This window comes from Pedobacter sp. KBS0701 (genome assembly GCF_005938645.2).
Lineage (GTDB): Bacteria > Bacteroidota > Bacteroidia > Sphingobacteriales > Sphingobacteriaceae > Pedobacter.
On record NZ_CP042171.1, the window covers coordinates 5,945,469 to 5,961,811 of the forward strand.

Genomic DNA, 16,343 nt, shown 5'->3' on the forward strand with positions numbered 1-16,343 from the left:
TTTAATAATTATTTGTAGTTTTACGAATAATTGAATATGCACGATTTTTGGAATAACCTGCATCAACTACTTGACCCCGAAAAATTATTGAGGGAGGGCGGATTCTATCTAGTCGTATTTGTTATCTATGCAGAAACAGGCCTGTTTTTTGGTTTTTTTCTTCCCGGAGATTATTTATTGTTTTTAGCGGGAATGTTTGTGGCAACAGGCAAGCTTGATGTGAACATTGCGGTTCTCTTAGCTGGTTTATGTGTAGCGGCCATTTCCGGGAATTTTACCGGCTATTGGTTCGGGCGCAAAACTGGCCCGGTATTATACACCAGAAAAGACAGTTTCTTTTTTAAGAAGAGATATTTAAAAGCTGCAAAGGAGTATTATCATAAACAAGGTGCCTTTGCATTAATAATGGGCAGATTTGTACCTATTGTTAGAACTTTTGCACCGATTTTTGCAGGCGTTGTAAAACTAGACTTTAAAAAATTTGCTTTATATAATATCCTGGGTGGAGTACTTTGGATCTGTTCCTTAACTTTGCTGGGTTATTTTTTAGGCAGAAGATTTGAAAAAGAAATAAACGATTATTTATTATATATTATTATTGGCTTTATCCTTATTACAACTATCCCATTATTAATTACCTTTGTAAAAGGTAAAGTAGTGAGTAGCCCTGAAGAGGATAAAACAGATTTAAATTAAAAATGGCAAAAGACGATCATCACGCGTGGCATAGCGTATCTCCTGGTTCAAACCTTCCAGAGGTTGTAAATGCAATTATTGAAATTCCAAAAGGTTCAAAAGCAAAATACGAAATAGATAAAGAATCAGGTCTGATTAAATTGGATAGGGTTCTTTTTTCGTCAGTAATGTATCCGGCAAACTATGGTTTTATTCCACAAACTTATTGTGACGATAAAGATCCATTAGATATTTTGGTACTTTGTTCAGTAGATGTTTATCCAATGACATTGATTGAAGCTAAAGTAGTTGGTGTGATGCATATGGTTGATAATGGAGAACAGGATGATAAAATCATTGCTGTAGCTGCTCACGATATGTCGGTAAACTATATCAACGATTTAGATGAGTTACCTCCACACCAAATGAAAGAGATTGTTCGTTTCTTTCAGGATTATAAAGCATTAGAAGATAAAAATGTAACTATCGAACATTTACTTGGTGTTCGCTATGCGCATAAAGTAATAAAAGAAAGCATAGAACTTTATAACACAACATTTAGAGAATTGGCTTAATGGATTTACCCACGGTATGTTTGTTTTTAAATTTTGAGTTAAGTGCAATCCTGCCCACAAACGTAGTTTTGGCTGCTTTACAAGAACCTGATACAGGTTCCGTTGGCTGGCGATTATTCTTTGCATTATTTTTGGTGTTGCTTAATGGTTTTTTTGTTGCTGCAGAGTTTGCAATTGTAAAGGTTCGCGCATCACAAATCGAGATTAAGGCAAAAACAGGCAGCCGTGTTGGCAAAATGGCCAAAGGCATTATTCACAACCTTGACGGATATTTGGCCGCCACACAGCTAGGTATAACGCTTGCATCTCTTGGCCTTGGCTGGGTAGGTGAAGGCGTTATGCATACCATCTTTAAAAATCTTTTTGATAGCTTACAATGGGGGTTAAGCGATGCTTCAATCCATACTGCATCTACAATCGTTGCTTTTTCGCTCATTACCATTATGCACATTGTATTTGGTGAGCTTGCTCCGAAATCGTTCGCTATCCAAAGACCTGTAGCTACAACGCTTTTCGTTTCCATCCCACTTCAATTATTCTATGTAGTGTTTAAGCCATTTATCTGGACACTAAATAGTCTTGCAGCCATTATTCTTAAGCCATTTGGTATTGATACCTCTGCTGGGCATGAATCTATCCACAGTACTGAAGAGTTACAATATCTGCTTGATCAGGGAAAGGAAAGTGGTGCACTAGACAATAATGAACATGAACTGATTAAAAACGTATTCGATTTTAACGAGCGCGTGGTTAAGAATATCATGGTGCCGAGAACCAAAATTTCCGGTATTGAGCTTACTTCTCCTAAAGAGGAAGTAATTGATACCATTATTAAGGAAGGTTATTCGCGTTTACCTGTTTATGATGAGATCATGGATAAAATTGTAGGGATTATTCATGCTAAAGACATTTTACCACTAGTTGCTGCAGGCAACCAGCATTGGACATTAAATGATATCATCAGAAAACCATATTTCGTTACCGAAACTAAAAAGATTAATGATCTGATGAGCGAACTGCAAAGTAATCGCATACAGATTGCCATTGTATTAGATGAGTTTGGTGGTACAGCGGGTATGGTTACCTTAGAAGACATTGTAGAAGAGCTTGTAGGAGAAATACAGGATGAATACGATGAAGAAAAACCACTGGTAGAAAAGGTTTCTGATAATGAGTTTATCGTAAATGCTTTTGCTACAGTATATGATGTGAATGAACATCTGCCTCATGATTTGCCGGAGGATGAAGATTTTGATACGGTTGGAGGATTGGTTTCTCATGTTTTTGAACGTATTCCCGAGGTAGGCGAAAGCAACGAATCTTATGGTTACCTGTTTACCATCCTTAAAAAGACAGAACAGAACATAGAAACCATTAAATTAGAATTGGTAATCAATAAAGCAGATATGGTTGATAATCATTAATTTCAACTATGCATATTTTTTATACACCAGATATAACCCAAAATACTTACACACTAAACGAAGAAGAGAGCAAACATTGCGTTAGGGTGCTTCGGCTTACTACCGGCTCAATTGTTAATTTAGTTGATGGTAAAGGTGGCTTTTACACTGCTGAAATCACTTCCGATAATCCAAAAAAGGTTTCTTTAACCATTTTAAAAATAGAAACGGAGTTTCATAAAAGAAATCATTACTTACACATTGCTGTTGCACCGACTAAAAATATCGACCGTATCGAATGGTTTTTAGAAAAAGCTACAGAATTGGGCATTGATGAGATTACTCCAATAATTACCGATCGATCGGAACGTAGGGTGGTTAAAGAAGACCGTCTTAATAAAGTAATCACTTCTGCCGTAAAACAGTCCATTAAAGCTTATCACCCCAAATTAAATGACGCCATTGCTTTTGATGCTTTTTTAAAAGAACCATTTGAAGGCAATAAATTAATTGCACATTGTATCGATAACGGAGAAAAACAATATATTTCCAAACTTGTAGCTCCATATCAAAAATATTTAGTTCTTATTGGTCCCGAAGGAGATTTCACGCCGGATGAAGTTAATTTAGCTTTGAACAAAGGTTTTAAAGCATTAACTTTAGGTGATAACAGATTACGCACAGAAACTGCTGCTTTATCTGTTTGTTTTGAAATCAATTACCTTAACCGTTAGTAAGCTTGAAGTTTTCAATTCCCAGTTTTCAGTTTTCAAAAAAGGCGAGGCTTTTATTTTTCTCCTTTGGTCTTTCGGTTTTAAGCTTTATGCTTTTCGCTTTCATTCCACCTACTTACCGCATGGCCAAATTAAAATACAGCGGTGGTGGCGATTGGTATGCAGACAGAACAGCTTTACCTAATTTAATTGCATACTGCAATGCCAATCTGAAGACTAATTTTTATGCTGACGAAAGCATAGTAGAAGTAGGCTCAAAAGAGATTTTCAATTTTCCCTTTATTTATATGACTGGCCATGGAAACGTCGTTTTTAGTGATCAGGAAATTAAAAATTTAAGGCAATACCTTACCGGCGGAGGATTTCTTCATATAGACGATAACTATGGTTTAGATAAATTTATCAGGCCACAAATGAAAAAAGTATTTCCAGAGCTTAGTTTTGTTGAATTGCCAGCGAACCACGCAATCTATAATCAGAAGTTTAAGTTTCCTGGAGGCTTGCCAAAAATCCACGAGCATGATAATAAACGTCCGCAGGGATTTGCTTTGATTTACAAGGGAAGAGTAGTTTGTTATTACACCTACGAGTGCGATTTGGGCAACGGTTGGGAAGATTTTGGTACTTATCCTGAAGATACTCAGGAAACGAGGACAAAAGCACTTAAAATGGGCGCTAATTTAGTTCAGTATGCTTTAACTCAATAAGCTATGTATAAAATAAAGGTAAACGATCAGTTTTTATTTGAGGTTGAGAATAAGGATTCAGCTTTTTTAGTAAATGGAGAGCAGGTTCAACTCGATCTAAGTACGCTTGGACATAACAATATGCATGTGTTATACCAAAACAGGTCTTTTAGTACAGAACTTGTTGAAATAAATAGAGCTGAAAAAATCTGTAAAATAAAAGTAAATGGCAATATTTATCAGATCAATATCGAAGATCAGTTTGATGTTTTATTAAAACAACTTGGTCTGGATAATTTAGCGGCGAATAAAATTTTAGAAATTAAAGCACCTATGCCTGGTTTGGTATTAAAGGTTTTAATTGAAGAAAACGCTGAAGTAAGGAAAGGCGATAACCTTTTGGTGCTGGAAGCGATGAAAATGGAAAATATTTTAAAATCATCAACGGATGGGGTGGTTAAAAAGATATTGATTAAACAGGGAGATAAAGTAGAGAAGAGCCAGATTTTGGTTCAGTTTAGGTAGTTGCTTTTTTAACCATTAAGGAGTTGAGGACATTAAGGTTTTGTTTCTAATCACTGAGTCTATCCATTCCATAGGGTCGTCATTTCGAGCGGAGTGCAACGCAGTCGAGAACCACGTAGTGCTCAGTGAAGCTAAATCTTTCTAGATAGATCTCTCCATTCCACTGCGTTTTAGTCGAGGTGACGATTTTTCTTTGAATCCTTCAAACTTAAATTATCTAACAAAATATAAAACCACAAAAAAAGTCCCGATTTCATGTCGGGACTTTTTTATTATTTACCTCTACTTACCCGGTAAGGCTTTTGTGGAGGGTTTTTAAAACTTCTTTTGCCTGCGGTACTAATTTCTGGAGCACCAAGCATGGTCATTGCGCAACGGAAACCCACTTCAGCAGATGATTCATCTTGTTGCATAAAACGACGTGTTGCCGGGTTTAACCAATAAGCCATGTCATTCCAGGAGCCACCTTTATAAACTCTGGATTTATCGTTTACAAGCGTTACACCTTCTTCATTTAGTAAAGTGTTTTGTCTATCGCGATACCCTCTTTGATCGGCTTGATAAGTGCCAGATGCTACTGGCGATTGTGGATCAGTTGATTTAGAAATCGAATCAGAACGCTTCGCCTGTGCCTGTTTTTCAGCCCAGGTTTGTTTTCTTCCAGCATAAGCGTTTTCCTTAATCGGATTACCATATTTATCTAATGCAATTTTTCCACTTTGTGAGTCTTCTAATTTCTTGTTTGTGAAATAGTTACCGCGATAAGGGTTAAATGCATCAGCATCAGTAAATGTAGCTGTTCTGTAAACATCGTTAACCCATTCATTAACATTACCGGCCATGTTATATAAACCAAAATCGTTTGGTGCGTACTGAATCACCGGAACAGTTAAATCTCCCTTATCATTCAATGAACCGCCAACCCCCATGTAATCTCCAGGTGCTCTTTTAAAGTTGGCCTGAATCATACCTCTGGTTTTCTTTTTGGCTGAACTCACGCCTAAACCATTCCAGGGATAGATTTTATTCTGGTTAATGTTTTCATATTCGGTGTTACCAATTAAACCTAAAGCTGCATATTCCCATTCGGCTTCTGTTGGTAAACGGTAAGGTTGCATGATTACACCATCTTCTAATGTAGCAGTTCTTCTAGGTTGATTGTTTCTGCCTCCGGTTGTTGCTGTTGTTCCTCCTGCAGTTGATGTTGCTGCGCCGGATTTGGTATTATAATCAATAGGTGCATTTTTACCTATGTCATTATATTGGCCGTTTTGGTATGCTGCATCGTTATATGGCTTATCAGGCCTAGGTGTAGCTGCCATAGTAGCAGTATTCCCTCTTCCGTTCCCAGCTAATGTTCTATAATCAGTTAAGATTCCTTTTTCGCGTAAGATAAACTCGTTTGCCCTGGATGTTCTCCATTCGCAATAGCGGGAAGCTTGCTCCCATGAAACACCTACTACAGGGTAATCACGGTAAGCAGGGTGTCTTAAATAGTTATCTACATAAGGTTCGTTGTATGATAAAGCCTGGCGCCAAACCAATGTATCAGGAAGTTCATTGTAATAAAATTCGCGGTCTTCAGGGAAGTTATATCTGATCCAGTGTAAATATTCCAGCCAATCGGTATTTGAGACTTCTGTTTCATCCATATAAAATGATGGAACGGTAACCTGTCTTTTATAGTTGTAAATACTTGGCTCAACTCCCGGTACTTCGATAGCACTACCACCCACAACTAAAACTCCGCCTTCAATTGGAATTAAGCCAGGCCCTGGTGCCCTTTTATATTGGGTAGCCACCGCAAAAGCACCAGACTGGTTGTTTTTGCTTTTCCTATCGGCATAAGGAATGCCTGTTTTGCTAGAACTCCCGCTTTTTGAACTGCAACCCGAAAGCAAGGCGGCTAATGATAAACAAGTAAAAGAATATAGTAATAGTTTTTTCATATAGTACATGGTGGAATATCGTCCTTGTAGGGATTCAAGCCATAAAATTAAACAATTATAAATGAATATATAAATAATATGAGAATAAAATATTGATTATATTTTTGAGCCTTAACGTATCATTTTTTTAATATGGCGTCTGCTTTTCTTTTAAACGAAATTCTTGCTAAATAATTATAAATAAGCGAGATAAAATTTTTAAACTAAAATTGTAGATTGTTTTAGTAGCAAATAAAATATGTTTACATGTGAAATTTACAACTTTATAATTTGAGTAAAACTGGAGAGAAAATTAGCCTATTTACACGAGGTTCGATTAAGGTTATAATAATCGGGAAGTTAGTATAATACACTAATATTTTGATAATGATGATCAATAAATTATCCATTTGGTGTATTGCTTAGTCACGATTAAATCGGGTAAATCAATACATAAAGATATAAAATCTGGAAAAATATGGATTAAATTGTTTTATTAAATGGTTAATAACTTTGTCCTTACAGTTTTGCAGTAACACCCATATGTAAAAATCGTAGGTTTAATTAGTAAATAATCATAGAATTCGTAATTTGGTGAAATATAAGTTTTGGTTTTACGTTACTGATGTATTCTCCAGTTATTGCTAAATACCAAGATCTAAAATTACGTACCTTTAAAGGATGAATTTCAAGTACATCAGTAAACTTGCTTTTTCTGCACTCTCAATGGCCTTGGTGTTTGGTAAAACAAATGCCCAGGTAACCATAGGCAATACCCAAACGAATGGTAGCGAGGCAAACAACATTGTAACAGCAGTTCCATTTCTGCTTATTACACCCGATGCCCGTGCAGGCGCAATGGGCGATGCCGGTGTGGCTGTTGCGGGAGATGTAAATTCGGCCAGTATTAATGCTTCTAAACTTGCTTTTTTAGACAAACCTTATGGTTTTTCAGTGTCATATAGCCCATGGTTAAAAAGCCTTGTGCCTGATATTAATCTTGCTTATTTAAGTGGTTTTTATAAATTGGACGACCGCAATACCATTGGCGCATCTTTAAGGTATTTTTCTCTAGGCTCCATCCAGCTTACAGACATTAACCAACAGGATCTTGGGATCTCCAATCCTAATGAATTGGCTTTTGATGTTTCTTTTGCCCGTAATTTTGGTAAAGAGTTTTCACTGGGAACGTCATTAAGATATATTTATTCAAATTTAGCTTCCGGTCAGTTTTCATCTTCAGGACAGGTACGCAGTGGAAATGCAGTAGCAGTTGATGTTTCAGGTTTGTACAAAACAACCACAACATTATTTGGTAAACAGGCTATTCTTTCGGCTGGTGCTAATATTTCCAATATCGGAACAAAAATGAGCTATTCTGATGGGGGAGAGAACTTCTTTTTACCTACAAATTTTAAAATCGGAGGTGCATCGACATTTACTGTAGACGATTTCAGCACTTTAACCTTTGCGCTTGATTTTAACAAATTGCTGGTACCAACTCAACCTATATACGATTCGAACAATAACATTGTAAGCGGAAAAGATCCGAACCGTTCGGTACCCGCCGGAATTTTTGGTTCATTTAGTGACGCACCAGGTGGTTTTAGCGAAGAACTCAAGGAAGTTGGAATCTCAACAGGTCTTGAATATTGGTACAATCAACAATTTGCGGTTAGGGCAGGCTACAACTATCAGAGCCCAATGAAAGGCGATAGTCGCTATTTTACCTTGGGCCTTGGCCTAAAATACAACGTATTTAATATCGATTTCTCTTATTTAATTGCAAATGCACAGACTAGTCCACTTGCAAATACCTTACGTTTTGGTCTATTGTTTAACTTTGGCGAAAGTAAAAGCAAAAGATAAAAAAGATTAAAGCAAATAAACATGAAAATTAGAGTAGGTTTCGGATTTGATGTGCATCAATTAAAAGATCAGCATCCTTTTGTTGTTGGTGGTGTTACATTAGATCATCACAAGGGTGCTTTTGGACATTCGGATGCTGATGTTTTACTTCATGCCATTTGCGACGCACTTTTAGGGGCCGCCAATTTACGTGATATCGGTTTTCATTTTAAAAATACAGATGACAGATGGAAAGGCATTAGTAGCTTAATCCTGCTGAAAGAAACCGTTAAATTACTGGCTGAAAAAGGATGGCATATTGGGAATATTGATGCCATGCTTTGTTTAGAAGCGCCAAAAATTAATCCACATATTCCGGCCATGCAACAAAACATTGCTGATGCCATTGGAATTTCTACCGAAGATATTTCAATAAAGGCAACCACCAACGAGCAAATGGGCTTTATCGGTAGAGAAGAGGGCGTTGTTTCTTATGCGGTTTGCTTAATCGAAAAGTAAAAACTTCTGTTTTTAGAGAGTACAGGAGTTTGGTTAAATATCTTTCCATTAATAATGATGTTATTATTATGGATGAGATGGTAGCCAAGGAAGTCAAGTTTTTTATAACACATTGGCTATTAAAACCTGACTTCTTTTAAAGGACCGGATTGTACTAGGCTATCTGCTCCTTAACATTTCCTGTTCTTTTTATTGTACCCCAGGTTTCCAGTTCGCCTTTTATTGCTTTCCTGAAAGAACGGAAGAGTACAACATACATTAATTGTCTCCAGAAAAAACGCTGAGGGAAAATGTAAAGTAAATTGGTGTACTTTTCTTTCTCCATCCGGAAAGCAATTGCAGCAAAGATCATATCAACAAAGATGAAGATAATGTAATAGAAGAGTACCTGGCCAAAACCATTATGAAGACTTAAAATTCCTGAAAATCCGGTTAGCGTTAAATTATTAATGGCGCTTAGAGAGAAGAGACCGCTGATTAAAGAAATAAGCATAAAAAGATCGGCAAGTGGAGAAAATAATGGCAAAATAATCTGATAGATCAGGATATTTGGCATCCCTACCATTCCAAAATAGCCATACTTCTTGTTAAGCAATGTTTTTCTGTTTTTCCAAAAACTTTGCATTACCCCAAAACTCCAGCGGAAACGTTGTTTTAGCAGCATATTTACTGTCTCTGGTGCTTCTGTATAGGCAATTGCACTATCACAGTTTTTAACTTTGTAACCTGCCCTTAAAATGCGCATGGTTAGATCACAATCTTCAGCAAGGGTATCAATAGTAAAACCACCGACTTCAAGAATCACATTTTTTCTAAAGGCACCTATTGCCCCAGGCACAACAGTAATTGTATTTAATAAATCGAAGGCTCTTCTATCCATATTTTGAGCTGTGATGTATTCGATCGATTGCCATTTAGTAATGATGTTGTTGGTATTTCCAACTTTCACAGTTCCGGCTACGGCTGCTATTTTATCGTTATAGAAATAGCGCATCAGTTCGGTAACCGCATCTTCTTTTAGTTGCGTATCGGCATCTATACAGACTACAAATTCAGAAGCAGCTTTTGATATACCATAATTTAATGCAGATGCCTTGCCTCCATTTTCTTTACGGAAAACCTTTACCAAAGGGTGATTGCCAAAGTGTTTATTAATGATATCAAAGGTTTTATCTTTTGAACCATCATCAACAAAAATTAATTCAAAATCAGGGTAGGTGGTTTTTAAAAGACTATTAATGGTTTGAACTGCAGTAACTTCTTCATTGTAAGCCGGAATGATAATGCTTACCTTTTCTGCAGGATGCTGTATTAATTTACTCACATTGCGTTTTGCTCTTTTTCGCTGTCTGATGGCTAAATAAGCGATAAATATGGTCCTTAAGATCGCAAGTACAATTGCAACAGAAAATATAATGTTTAAAATCATGTTTCCGTAGTAAAAGAAATTGATGAAAAAGTAATCACCAGAGCCTGAAAAGCCACTGTTTGCGGTAGATTTTACTGCAGGCATGAGTTCTGATCTCTTTTTGCCCATTAAATCGCCTACCGTGGTGAAAGTATAGCCCTTTGCTTTAAAGAATTTTATAATGCGGGGTAAGGCTGCAACGGTAGCTTCACGGTTTCCGCCGGCATCATGCAGTAAAAGGATATTGCCGTTGTCTTGCTGTTTTACCACCTCGTTAAAAATCTGATCGGCAGTTTTACCCGGCTGCCAATCTTCGGGATCGATATATTCACCGATATTGATGTAATTCTCTTTGCGGCTTTGTGCAACGGGTAAAATTTCAGAAATGTTTTGTGGTTCGGCATCGGCATTAAATGGCGCACGGAATAGGATTGTGCTATGTCCGGTAACGGCTTCAATTAACCTACGGGTTGCATTCAGTTCAAATTTTACCCGCTTTGGGCCAATAGCAGACATATCTGGATGAAAAAAGGTATGGTTTCCAATTTCGTAACCATCATTATATTCCTGCCTTAACAATTCCATGTTCTTTTCAGCCATAATGCCAACCACAAAGAAACAGCCAGGTACTTTTTCCTGTTTCAAAATATTCAACACCTGTGGGGTATAAACAGGATCGGGGCCGTCATCAAAAGTTAAAGCAATTTTTTTGTCGGCTTCTCCAAACCTTTTAATTACGTATTGTTCTGGAAGTCTGGTATACTTTTGATCGGCAATGGAGAAATTTTCTTTATTTAAAGTGAATTTTACGCTGCCTGGTGTAGGAGTGGAAATGAGATCCAGTATTTCGCCATCACCTAAATAGGAGATTCCGCCCATATTTAACGAAGCAATTTTGCGTAAATCGAAGGGCTTTTTCTTTAGTGTATCCAGGCTAAGATCATCAGAAATAAATGACCATAAGCGTTTATCTTCCGAGCCTAAACGCCATAAGGCTATACCAGCAATATCCCAGTCATCCGCTTTGCGGATTAAGTTAAAATAAGTGGCCGCATCAGTAAAGTAAACTTCATGTTTAATTCCACTGCCATCGTTGTAAGTGTAGTTTAAATTGGCAGAAGCAGGATTGTAGTTTATTTTGCTTTTATAATTAACCGCTATTGTCATAGCCTGCTCGTAAGTAACGGGTTGTCCAATGCTATTTTTTGGCCAATCATAACCGTAACAAGCTAAGGCAAGGATTACTTTGCTGGCATCAACTTTATTGCAAATGTCATCAAGCTTTTCTTCTACCCATTCCTGATGGGAAATATCGCCTGCGTTACTTTGTTCGGTATGCTGATCATAAGCCATTAATACGAGGTAATCATTATATTTTTGAAGGATTTCTGGCTTATAATCGTCATTTTCGGGTGAAATATCCTGAGAAACAATCAGTTTTTTTGCGTGAAACTGAGTATATAGATTCTTCATAAAAGCGTTAAAGCTATCGTTGTTTTGAAGGTTGAGTTCTTCAAAATCTATGTTGATTCCACTATAACCATACTTTTTGGTGATCGCTATCAGATCGTAGATCAATTTTTGCTGAGCGGGTTGATCATTTAATAACCTTCTTACTGCTGCACCATCCCAATGGTCTTTATTATAATTTGAAACCACTGCAAGAGCCGATTTTTTGCCAGCGTGTATTACTTTTAAGGCCGCAGTATCTGCCTTATCTACAATTGAATCACCATTTAAAAAGAACGATTCTGTAGCCACCATATCCAAATGGCTGATGTTGCGTTTTAAATCTGATATTGACGATTCTTTACTTGCTGCCCAACTTACGTAAAAGGCCATGTTGATGCGCTTGTTATTGCCACGATGAGTTAAAATGCGGTGTTCACGATCTTTTTTGATCTTTTGCAGCTTAGATTTTTCTATAGTGAAATCTTTATACCGTTGCGATTTTTTTAACTTCTCTAACTGTTTTTGTGTTAATGGTGCATTCGTGTTTATAAAAGGCAAACTGGGCGACTGTACTGAAGACAGTGTGTAGGCTACGCAGATGATTGCGACAATGAAGACTAAAAAAAACGTACGGCTTACCCATGTAAATGCGTGCCAGCGCCTTTTAGTTTCAGTCTGAAATATTTGTTTTCCGGACATTTTTCTTTTCTGATTTATTGATCAAATGTCACTAACGAATATGAAGATTGAATGAATGATTTTAAATTAAAGCGCCGTGAAATTAGATCGTTAGTTCTACTCTAAGATACTATTTTATTGATTGAAGAATGAATTTTTGGATCCTCTTTATCATTAATAGATTTAGGATTTTAATTATTCCGGGTATGGCCACTTTGAAGAGTTTTCGTTGACAGAAGCCCTAACTAATTTAGCCCTTGGCGAGCGGTATCCTGCAGGCTTGGAGGTACGACGGCCGAAGCGTACAAGCATAGCAAAGGAATAAACGATGTTTCTTGCACGGTACTTGCGCTCCTAAAATCATTTTTACAGAAAACAATTTAATTAGCGCCATATAACTTCCCGCGCCAAATGGATAAAAGGTTTTTTGGAAATGAATACCTTCTGTGCTTTATAGAGGACTGCAGCCCCGCTATCCCTACTGCCGATAGAAAAATCGGCATTCGTACTATCGGGTTTAGATAACTCCTGTTCTTGCTGCTATGAGGGGTTTTCCTTACCGGAGGCCCAACCAATTTAGCCCTTGGCGAGCGGTACCCTGCAGGCTTGGAGGTACGACGGCCGAAGCGTACAAGCATAGCAAAGGAATAAACGATGTTTCTTGCACGGTACTTGCGCTCCTAAAACTATTTTTACAGAAAACAATTTAATTAGCGCCATATAACTTCCCGCGCCAAATGGATAAAAGGTTTTTTGTAAATGAACACTTCTGTGCTTTATGGAGGACTGCAGCCCCGCTATCCCTACTGCCGATAGAAAAATCGGCATTCGTACTATCGGGTTTAGATGATTCCTGTTCTTGCTGCTATGAGGGGTTTTCCTTACCGGAGGCCCAACCAATTTAGCCCTTGGCGAGCGGTACCCTGCAGGCTTGGAGGTACGACGGCCGAAGCGTACAAGCATAGCAAAGGAACAAACGATGTTCATGCACAGTCCTTGCGCTCCTAAAACCATTTTCGCAGAAAATAATTTAATTAGCGCCATATAACTTCCCGGGCCAATTGGATAAGAGGCTTTTTGGAAATGAACAGTTCTGTGCTTGTGGAGGAATGTAGCTTATCATAACGCAATGATTGGACTCTGTTGTAATATAAAGTCGAAAAAAGCCGACAATTACAAAAATGCCGGCTAATTTTATCTATTCAGTATGATGGATGCTGAAACCAATCCGATAACTATCGGATCAGCATGATTTTCCGTTTACTCTTCTAAGTAGCCAAACCTGCCTTGGTTATAATCTTCAATGGCCTGATGGATTTCGGCTTCAGTATTCATTAAAAAGGGGCCATACTGAGCAACCGGCTCGTCGATTGGTTCTCCGCTTAAAACTAAAATTACACTGTTTTCTAAAGCTTCGATCTTAATCTCTGTACCTTTGTTACTGAAGTGGACAAAATTATCTGCTATTGCGGTTTCCGATCCGTTTATTTTAATCGAGCCTTCAATCACCATAAATCCGGTATTAAAATTTTCAGGAAAGTTAAAGGTAACTTCGCCACCTTTATTTAGTCGGGCATTATACATTTCTATGGGGCTAAAAGTGTTTGCATTGCCCTTTATGCCTTTATAATTACCTGCTATAATTTCAATTTTTCCTCCATTCTCCGGAAGTTCAAAAAGAGCCATATCGGCCTGTTTAATGGCCTGATAGCCGGGTTTACCCATTTTATCCTTTGCAGGTAGATTAACCCAAAGCTGAATCATTTGAAAGGGACCTCCGGCTAAGCTGTAGTTGGTTTCATGATATTCTTTATGTAATACACCGCTCGCTGCAGTCATCCATTGTACATCTCCCGGATAAATCACTCCACTGTTTCCAGAACTGTCATGATGTGCAACCGCACCATGATAGGCAATCGTTACTGTTTCGAAGCCACGATGGGGGTGAATACCAACGCCCCGTGGTTCTTTCCTTGCAGAAAATTCGATCTTTGAGCCATAATCCATTAAGAAAAAAGGACTCATATTGATTTGATATCCGCCTGGAAAAAAATTGTGTACCCTAAACCCATCGCCAACCATGTGCGGCGCCGGAGCTTTTAGTACTTTTTCTATTTGTTTTGTTTCCATTACCTTCAAGTTAAATAAGGCATGGTGCATAGGGCATGGAGTAAAAACCCCATGCTTAAATTCCCTTTGCTCTATGCTTGTTTCACAAACTGTAATTCGCCTAAAATGCGAACTTCTTCACTTACCATTACGCCACCAGTTTCCAGCGCAGCATTCCATGTTAAACCGAATTCAGAGCGGTTAATTTTTCCGCTTAAGGTAAAACCTGCTTTGGTATTTCCCCAGGGATCGGTAGCAATGCCACCAAATTCTGCGGTTAATTTTACCGGTTTAGTTTCGCCTTTAATCGTTAAATCACCTTTAACGATATAATCGCCCCCATCTTTTTCTACTGAATTGGATTTAAATTCGATGTGCGCAAATTTTTCAGCATCGAAAAAATCACCACCTTTTAAATGGTTATCGCGGTCAGTATTTCCGGTATCAAGTGAACCGATATCACCTTTGAAAGAAATTTCTGCATTTTCAAATTCATCACCATCAGACAATAATTCTGCGGAGAAAGATTTTAAACTACCTGTTACTGTAGTAATCATTAAGTGTTTTACTTTAAATTGTAATTCGCTGTGGGTTGGATCTAATGTCCATTTTGTAGTTGCCATATCTTTTGTTTTTGAGCTGTTTAATATTTACAACACAAAAGTACAGCGCAGGGTTTTACTACATATTGATGTATGGTAAGAAAGGGAAATAATTGAATGAGAGAAGGATAGGTTGATGGAATGAGAGAATTATGGAATGCGAGAAGGTTGAAACGTTGAAAGGTTAGATTTGACGATACCAATCACTCATTCAAAATTCAGTCATTCACTAATTAAAGCTAAGGTCTGAAATGTTTGTTAGCAAGTTCTTTTCTTACGCGGCTTAGCGATTCGGGTGTAATACCCAGATAAGATGCAATCATCCATTGTGGTACGCGGAGCGTAAGGTTAGGGTAAAGTTTAATAAAATCGAGGTATCTTTCTTCCGCCGTTGCGCTCAATAACATATTTATTCTTTTCTGCATAAAGCGGATCGAATTATTAAGTAGCTTAATTTGCATCGGCTGTAAGCATGGTACTTGCCTGGCCGCTTCTTCCATAAAATTGTTGGGCATTAACACCGCTTCGGTTGCTTCTATGGCATCAATAAAAAATATCGAGGGTTCGTTATTCATGTTATTACGGTCGGAAACCAACCAGTTTTCTGGTGCGAACTGAAGAATGTGTTCTTTACCTTTTGCATCAATTGAATAGGCACGTAACAATCCTTTGCCTACAAAATATCCGTGTTTGAAATTATCGCCGGTATATTGAACTATTTCGTTTTTCTCGAATTTTTTAATCTTCAAAACAGAAGATATGCTTTCGAACTGTTCATCAGTGATCTCTATTTTTTCCTGTAAGTATTTTTGAAACTGATGAATCATAAAGGTGGAATGTTATTTTTTTACGGGCTTAATATCGGAAAAATCTACACCACATTTGCAATTACCGCCACATCCGTCTTTTTTTGCCTGTAAAGATTTAAACACCAAACGGCCAACATATACCAATGCTACCGCAAAAAGTAAAAAGACTAAAATCGTTTGAATATCCATAGTACAAATATAAGGGCTTTTAGTGTTTTGGTGTTCAGGTGAATGTAAATATATCGGATTGCTATCCATAATTAACCGCAAAATACGCAAAGCATTTCGCAAAGAAACGTTAAGTAGAATACGTTTTTTATCACAGAGATAACCGATTTTTACACGGAGTTCACAGAGCGGGTTTTGAGATATTTTGCCGCGGAGTCACAGAA

At 37.6% G+C, this 16,343-nt stretch carries 14 protein-coding genes; 8 read left to right on the top strand and 6 right to left on the bottom strand.

What is annotated here, in order from left to right; genetic code table 11:
- Positions 1–36: 36 nt before the first annotated feature.
- The 6 genes from FFJ24_RS24205 to FFJ24_RS24230 all read left to right on the top strand — a co-directional run bounded on the left by FFJ24_RS24205 (position 37) and on the right by FFJ24_RS24230 (position 4,598).
- The gene (locus FFJ24_RS24205; protein WP_138819665.1) at positions 37–696 is read left to right on the top strand and encodes a DedA family protein; all 660 of its coding nucleotides are present in this window, start codon (positions 37–39) and stop codon (positions 694–696) included.
- 2 nt (positions 697–698) lie between these two features.
- A complete protein-coding gene (locus tag FFJ24_RS24210; protein WP_055908779.1) occupies positions 699–1,250 on the top strand; it encodes an inorganic diphosphatase in 552 nt (183 codons plus the stop codon).
- Positions 1,250–2,674 carry a hemolysin family protein gene (locus FFJ24_RS24215; RefSeq protein WP_138819666.1) on the top strand — a complete coding sequence of 475 codons (1,425 nt, stop codon included), beginning with the start codon at positions 1,250–1,252 and terminating at the stop codon, positions 2,672–2,674. The genes FFJ24_RS24210 and FFJ24_RS24215 overlap by 1 nt, the downstream gene beginning before the upstream one ends.
- 8 nt (positions 2,675–2,682) lie before the next feature.
- Positions 2,683–3,387: a 16S rRNA (uracil(1498)-N(3))-methyltransferase gene (locus FFJ24_RS24220; RefSeq protein WP_138819667.1), complete on the top strand. Its 705-nt coding sequence runs from the start codon at positions 2,683–2,685 to the stop codon at positions 3,385–3,387.
- A gap of 89 nt (positions 3,388–3,476) precedes the next feature.
- Positions 3,477–4,094: a DUF4159 domain-containing protein gene (locus FFJ24_RS24225; protein WP_138820798.1), complete on the top strand. Its 618-nt coding sequence runs from the start codon at positions 3,477–3,479 to the stop codon at positions 4,092–4,094.
- A 3-nt stretch (positions 4,095–4,097) separates the two neighbouring features.
- Positions 4,098–4,598 carry an acetyl-CoA carboxylase biotin carboxyl carrier protein subunit gene (locus tag FFJ24_RS24230; protein ID WP_138819668.1) on the top strand — a complete coding sequence of 167 codons (501 nt, stop codon included), beginning with the start codon at positions 4,098–4,100 and terminating at the stop codon, positions 4,596–4,598.
- A gap of 272 nt (positions 4,599–4,870) precedes the next feature.
- Here FFJ24_RS24230 and FFJ24_RS24235 read toward each other — a convergent pair whose 3' ends face one another.
- Positions 4,871–6,547 (bottom strand): SUMF1/EgtB/PvdO family nonheme iron enzyme, encoded by a 1,677-nt coding sequence (locus FFJ24_RS24235; RefSeq protein WP_138819669.1) that lies wholly within the window; start codon positions 6,545–6,547, stop codon positions 4,871–4,873.
- A 660-nt stretch (positions 6,548–7,207) separates the two neighbouring features.
- On the opposite strand from FFJ24_RS24235, the gene porV reads away from it, so the two are divergent.
- Both porV and ispF read left to right on the top strand, forming a co-directional pair.
- Positions 7,208–8,395, top strand: coding sequence for a type IX secretion system outer membrane channel protein PorV (gene porV / locus FFJ24_RS24240; RefSeq protein WP_138819670.1), 1,188 nt, complete (start codon positions 7,208–7,210; stop codon positions 8,393–8,395).
- Between the two features lie 21 nt (positions 8,396–8,416).
- Positions 8,417–8,893, top strand: coding sequence for a 2-C-methyl-D-erythritol 2,4-cyclodiphosphate synthase (ispF, locus tag FFJ24_RS24245; RefSeq protein ID WP_138819671.1), 477 nt, complete (start codon positions 8,417–8,419; stop codon positions 8,891–8,893).
- Between the two features lie 154 nt (positions 8,894–9,047).
- On the opposite strand, the gene FFJ24_RS24250 is transcribed toward ispF, so the two are convergent.
- The 5 genes from FFJ24_RS24250 to FFJ24_RS24270 all read right to left on the bottom strand — a co-directional run bounded on the left by FFJ24_RS24250 (position 9,048) and on the right by FFJ24_RS24270 (position 16,209).
- On the bottom strand, positions 9,048–12,452 hold the full coding sequence (locus FFJ24_RS24250) for a glycosyltransferase (protein WP_138819672.1): 3,405 nt from the start codon (positions 12,450–12,452) through the stop codon (positions 9,048–9,050).
- A 1,239-nt stretch (positions 12,453–13,691) separates the two neighbouring features.
- Positions 13,692–14,561: a pirin family protein gene (locus FFJ24_RS24255; protein WP_138819673.1), complete on the bottom strand. Its 870-nt coding sequence runs from the start codon at positions 14,559–14,561 to the stop codon at positions 13,692–13,694.
- A 71-nt stretch (positions 14,562–14,632) separates the two neighbouring features.
- Complete coding sequence (locus FFJ24_RS24260; RefSeq protein ID WP_138819674.1) at positions 14,633–15,163, bottom strand: YceI family protein; 531 nt, start codon at positions 15,161–15,163, stop codon at positions 14,633–14,635.
- A gap of 218 nt (positions 15,164–15,381) precedes the next feature.
- Positions 15,382–15,969 carry a Crp/Fnr family transcriptional regulator gene (locus FFJ24_RS24265; RefSeq protein ID WP_138819675.1) on the bottom strand — a complete coding sequence of 196 codons (588 nt, stop codon included), beginning with the start codon at positions 15,967–15,969 and terminating at the stop codon, positions 15,382–15,384.
- 12 nt (positions 15,970–15,981) lie between these two features.
- Positions 15,982–16,209 (bottom strand): FeoB-associated Cys-rich membrane protein, encoded by a 228-nt coding sequence (locus tag FFJ24_RS24270; protein WP_371716933.1) that lies wholly within the window; start codon positions 16,207–16,209, stop codon positions 15,982–15,984.
- Positions 16,210–16,343 lie beyond the last annotated feature (134 nt).

Excerpts from the sequence above, each read along its gene's own strand:
- FFJ24_RS24205 (WP_138819665.1), top strand. The coding sequence starts at position 37 with ATGCACGATTTTTGGAATAACCTGCATCAACTACTTGACCCCGAAAAA.
- FFJ24_RS24210 (WP_055908779.1), top strand. The coding sequence starts at position 699 with ATGGCAAAAGACGATCATCACGCGTGGCATAGCGTATCTCCTGGTTCA.
- FFJ24_RS24215 (WP_138819666.1), top strand. The coding sequence starts at position 1,250 with ATGGATTTACCCACGGTATGTTTGTTTTTAAATTTTGAGTTAAGTGCA.
- FFJ24_RS24220 (WP_138819667.1), top strand. The coding sequence starts at position 2,683 with ATGCATATTTTTTATACACCAGATATAACCCAAAATACTTACACACTA.
- FFJ24_RS24225 (WP_138820798.1), top strand. The coding sequence starts at position 3,477 with ATGCTTTTCGCTTTCATTCCACCTACTTACCGCATGGCCAAATTAAAA.
- FFJ24_RS24230 (WP_138819668.1), top strand. The coding sequence starts at position 4,098 with ATGTATAAAATAAAGGTAAACGATCAGTTTTTATTTGAGGTTGAGAAT.
- FFJ24_RS24235 (WP_138819669.1), bottom strand. The coding sequence starts at position 6,547 with ATGAAAAAACTATTACTATATTCTTTTACTTGTTTATCATTAGCCGCC.
- porV (WP_138819670.1), top strand. The coding sequence starts at position 7,208 with ATGAATTTCAAGTACATCAGTAAACTTGCTTTTTCTGCACTCTCAATG.
- ispF (WP_138819671.1), top strand. The coding sequence starts at position 8,417 with ATGAAAATTAGAGTAGGTTTCGGATTTGATGTGCATCAATTAAAAGAT.
- FFJ24_RS24250 (WP_138819672.1), bottom strand. The coding sequence starts at position 12,452 with ATGTCCGGAAAACAAATATTTCAGACTGAAACTAAAAGGCGCTGGCAC.
- FFJ24_RS24255 (WP_138819673.1), bottom strand. The coding sequence starts at position 14,561 with ATGGAAACAAAACAAATAGAAAAAGTACTAAAAGCTCCGGCGCCGCAC.
- FFJ24_RS24260 (WP_138819674.1), bottom strand. The coding sequence starts at position 15,163 with ATGGCAACTACAAAATGGACATTAGATCCAACCCACAGCGAATTACAA.
- FFJ24_RS24265 (WP_138819675.1), bottom strand. The coding sequence starts at position 15,969 with ATGATTCATCAGTTTCAAAAATACTTACAGGAAAAAATAGAGATCACT.
- FFJ24_RS24270 (WP_371716933.1), bottom strand. The coding sequence starts at position 16,209 with ATGGATAGCAATCCGATATATTTACATTCACCTGAACACCAAAACACT.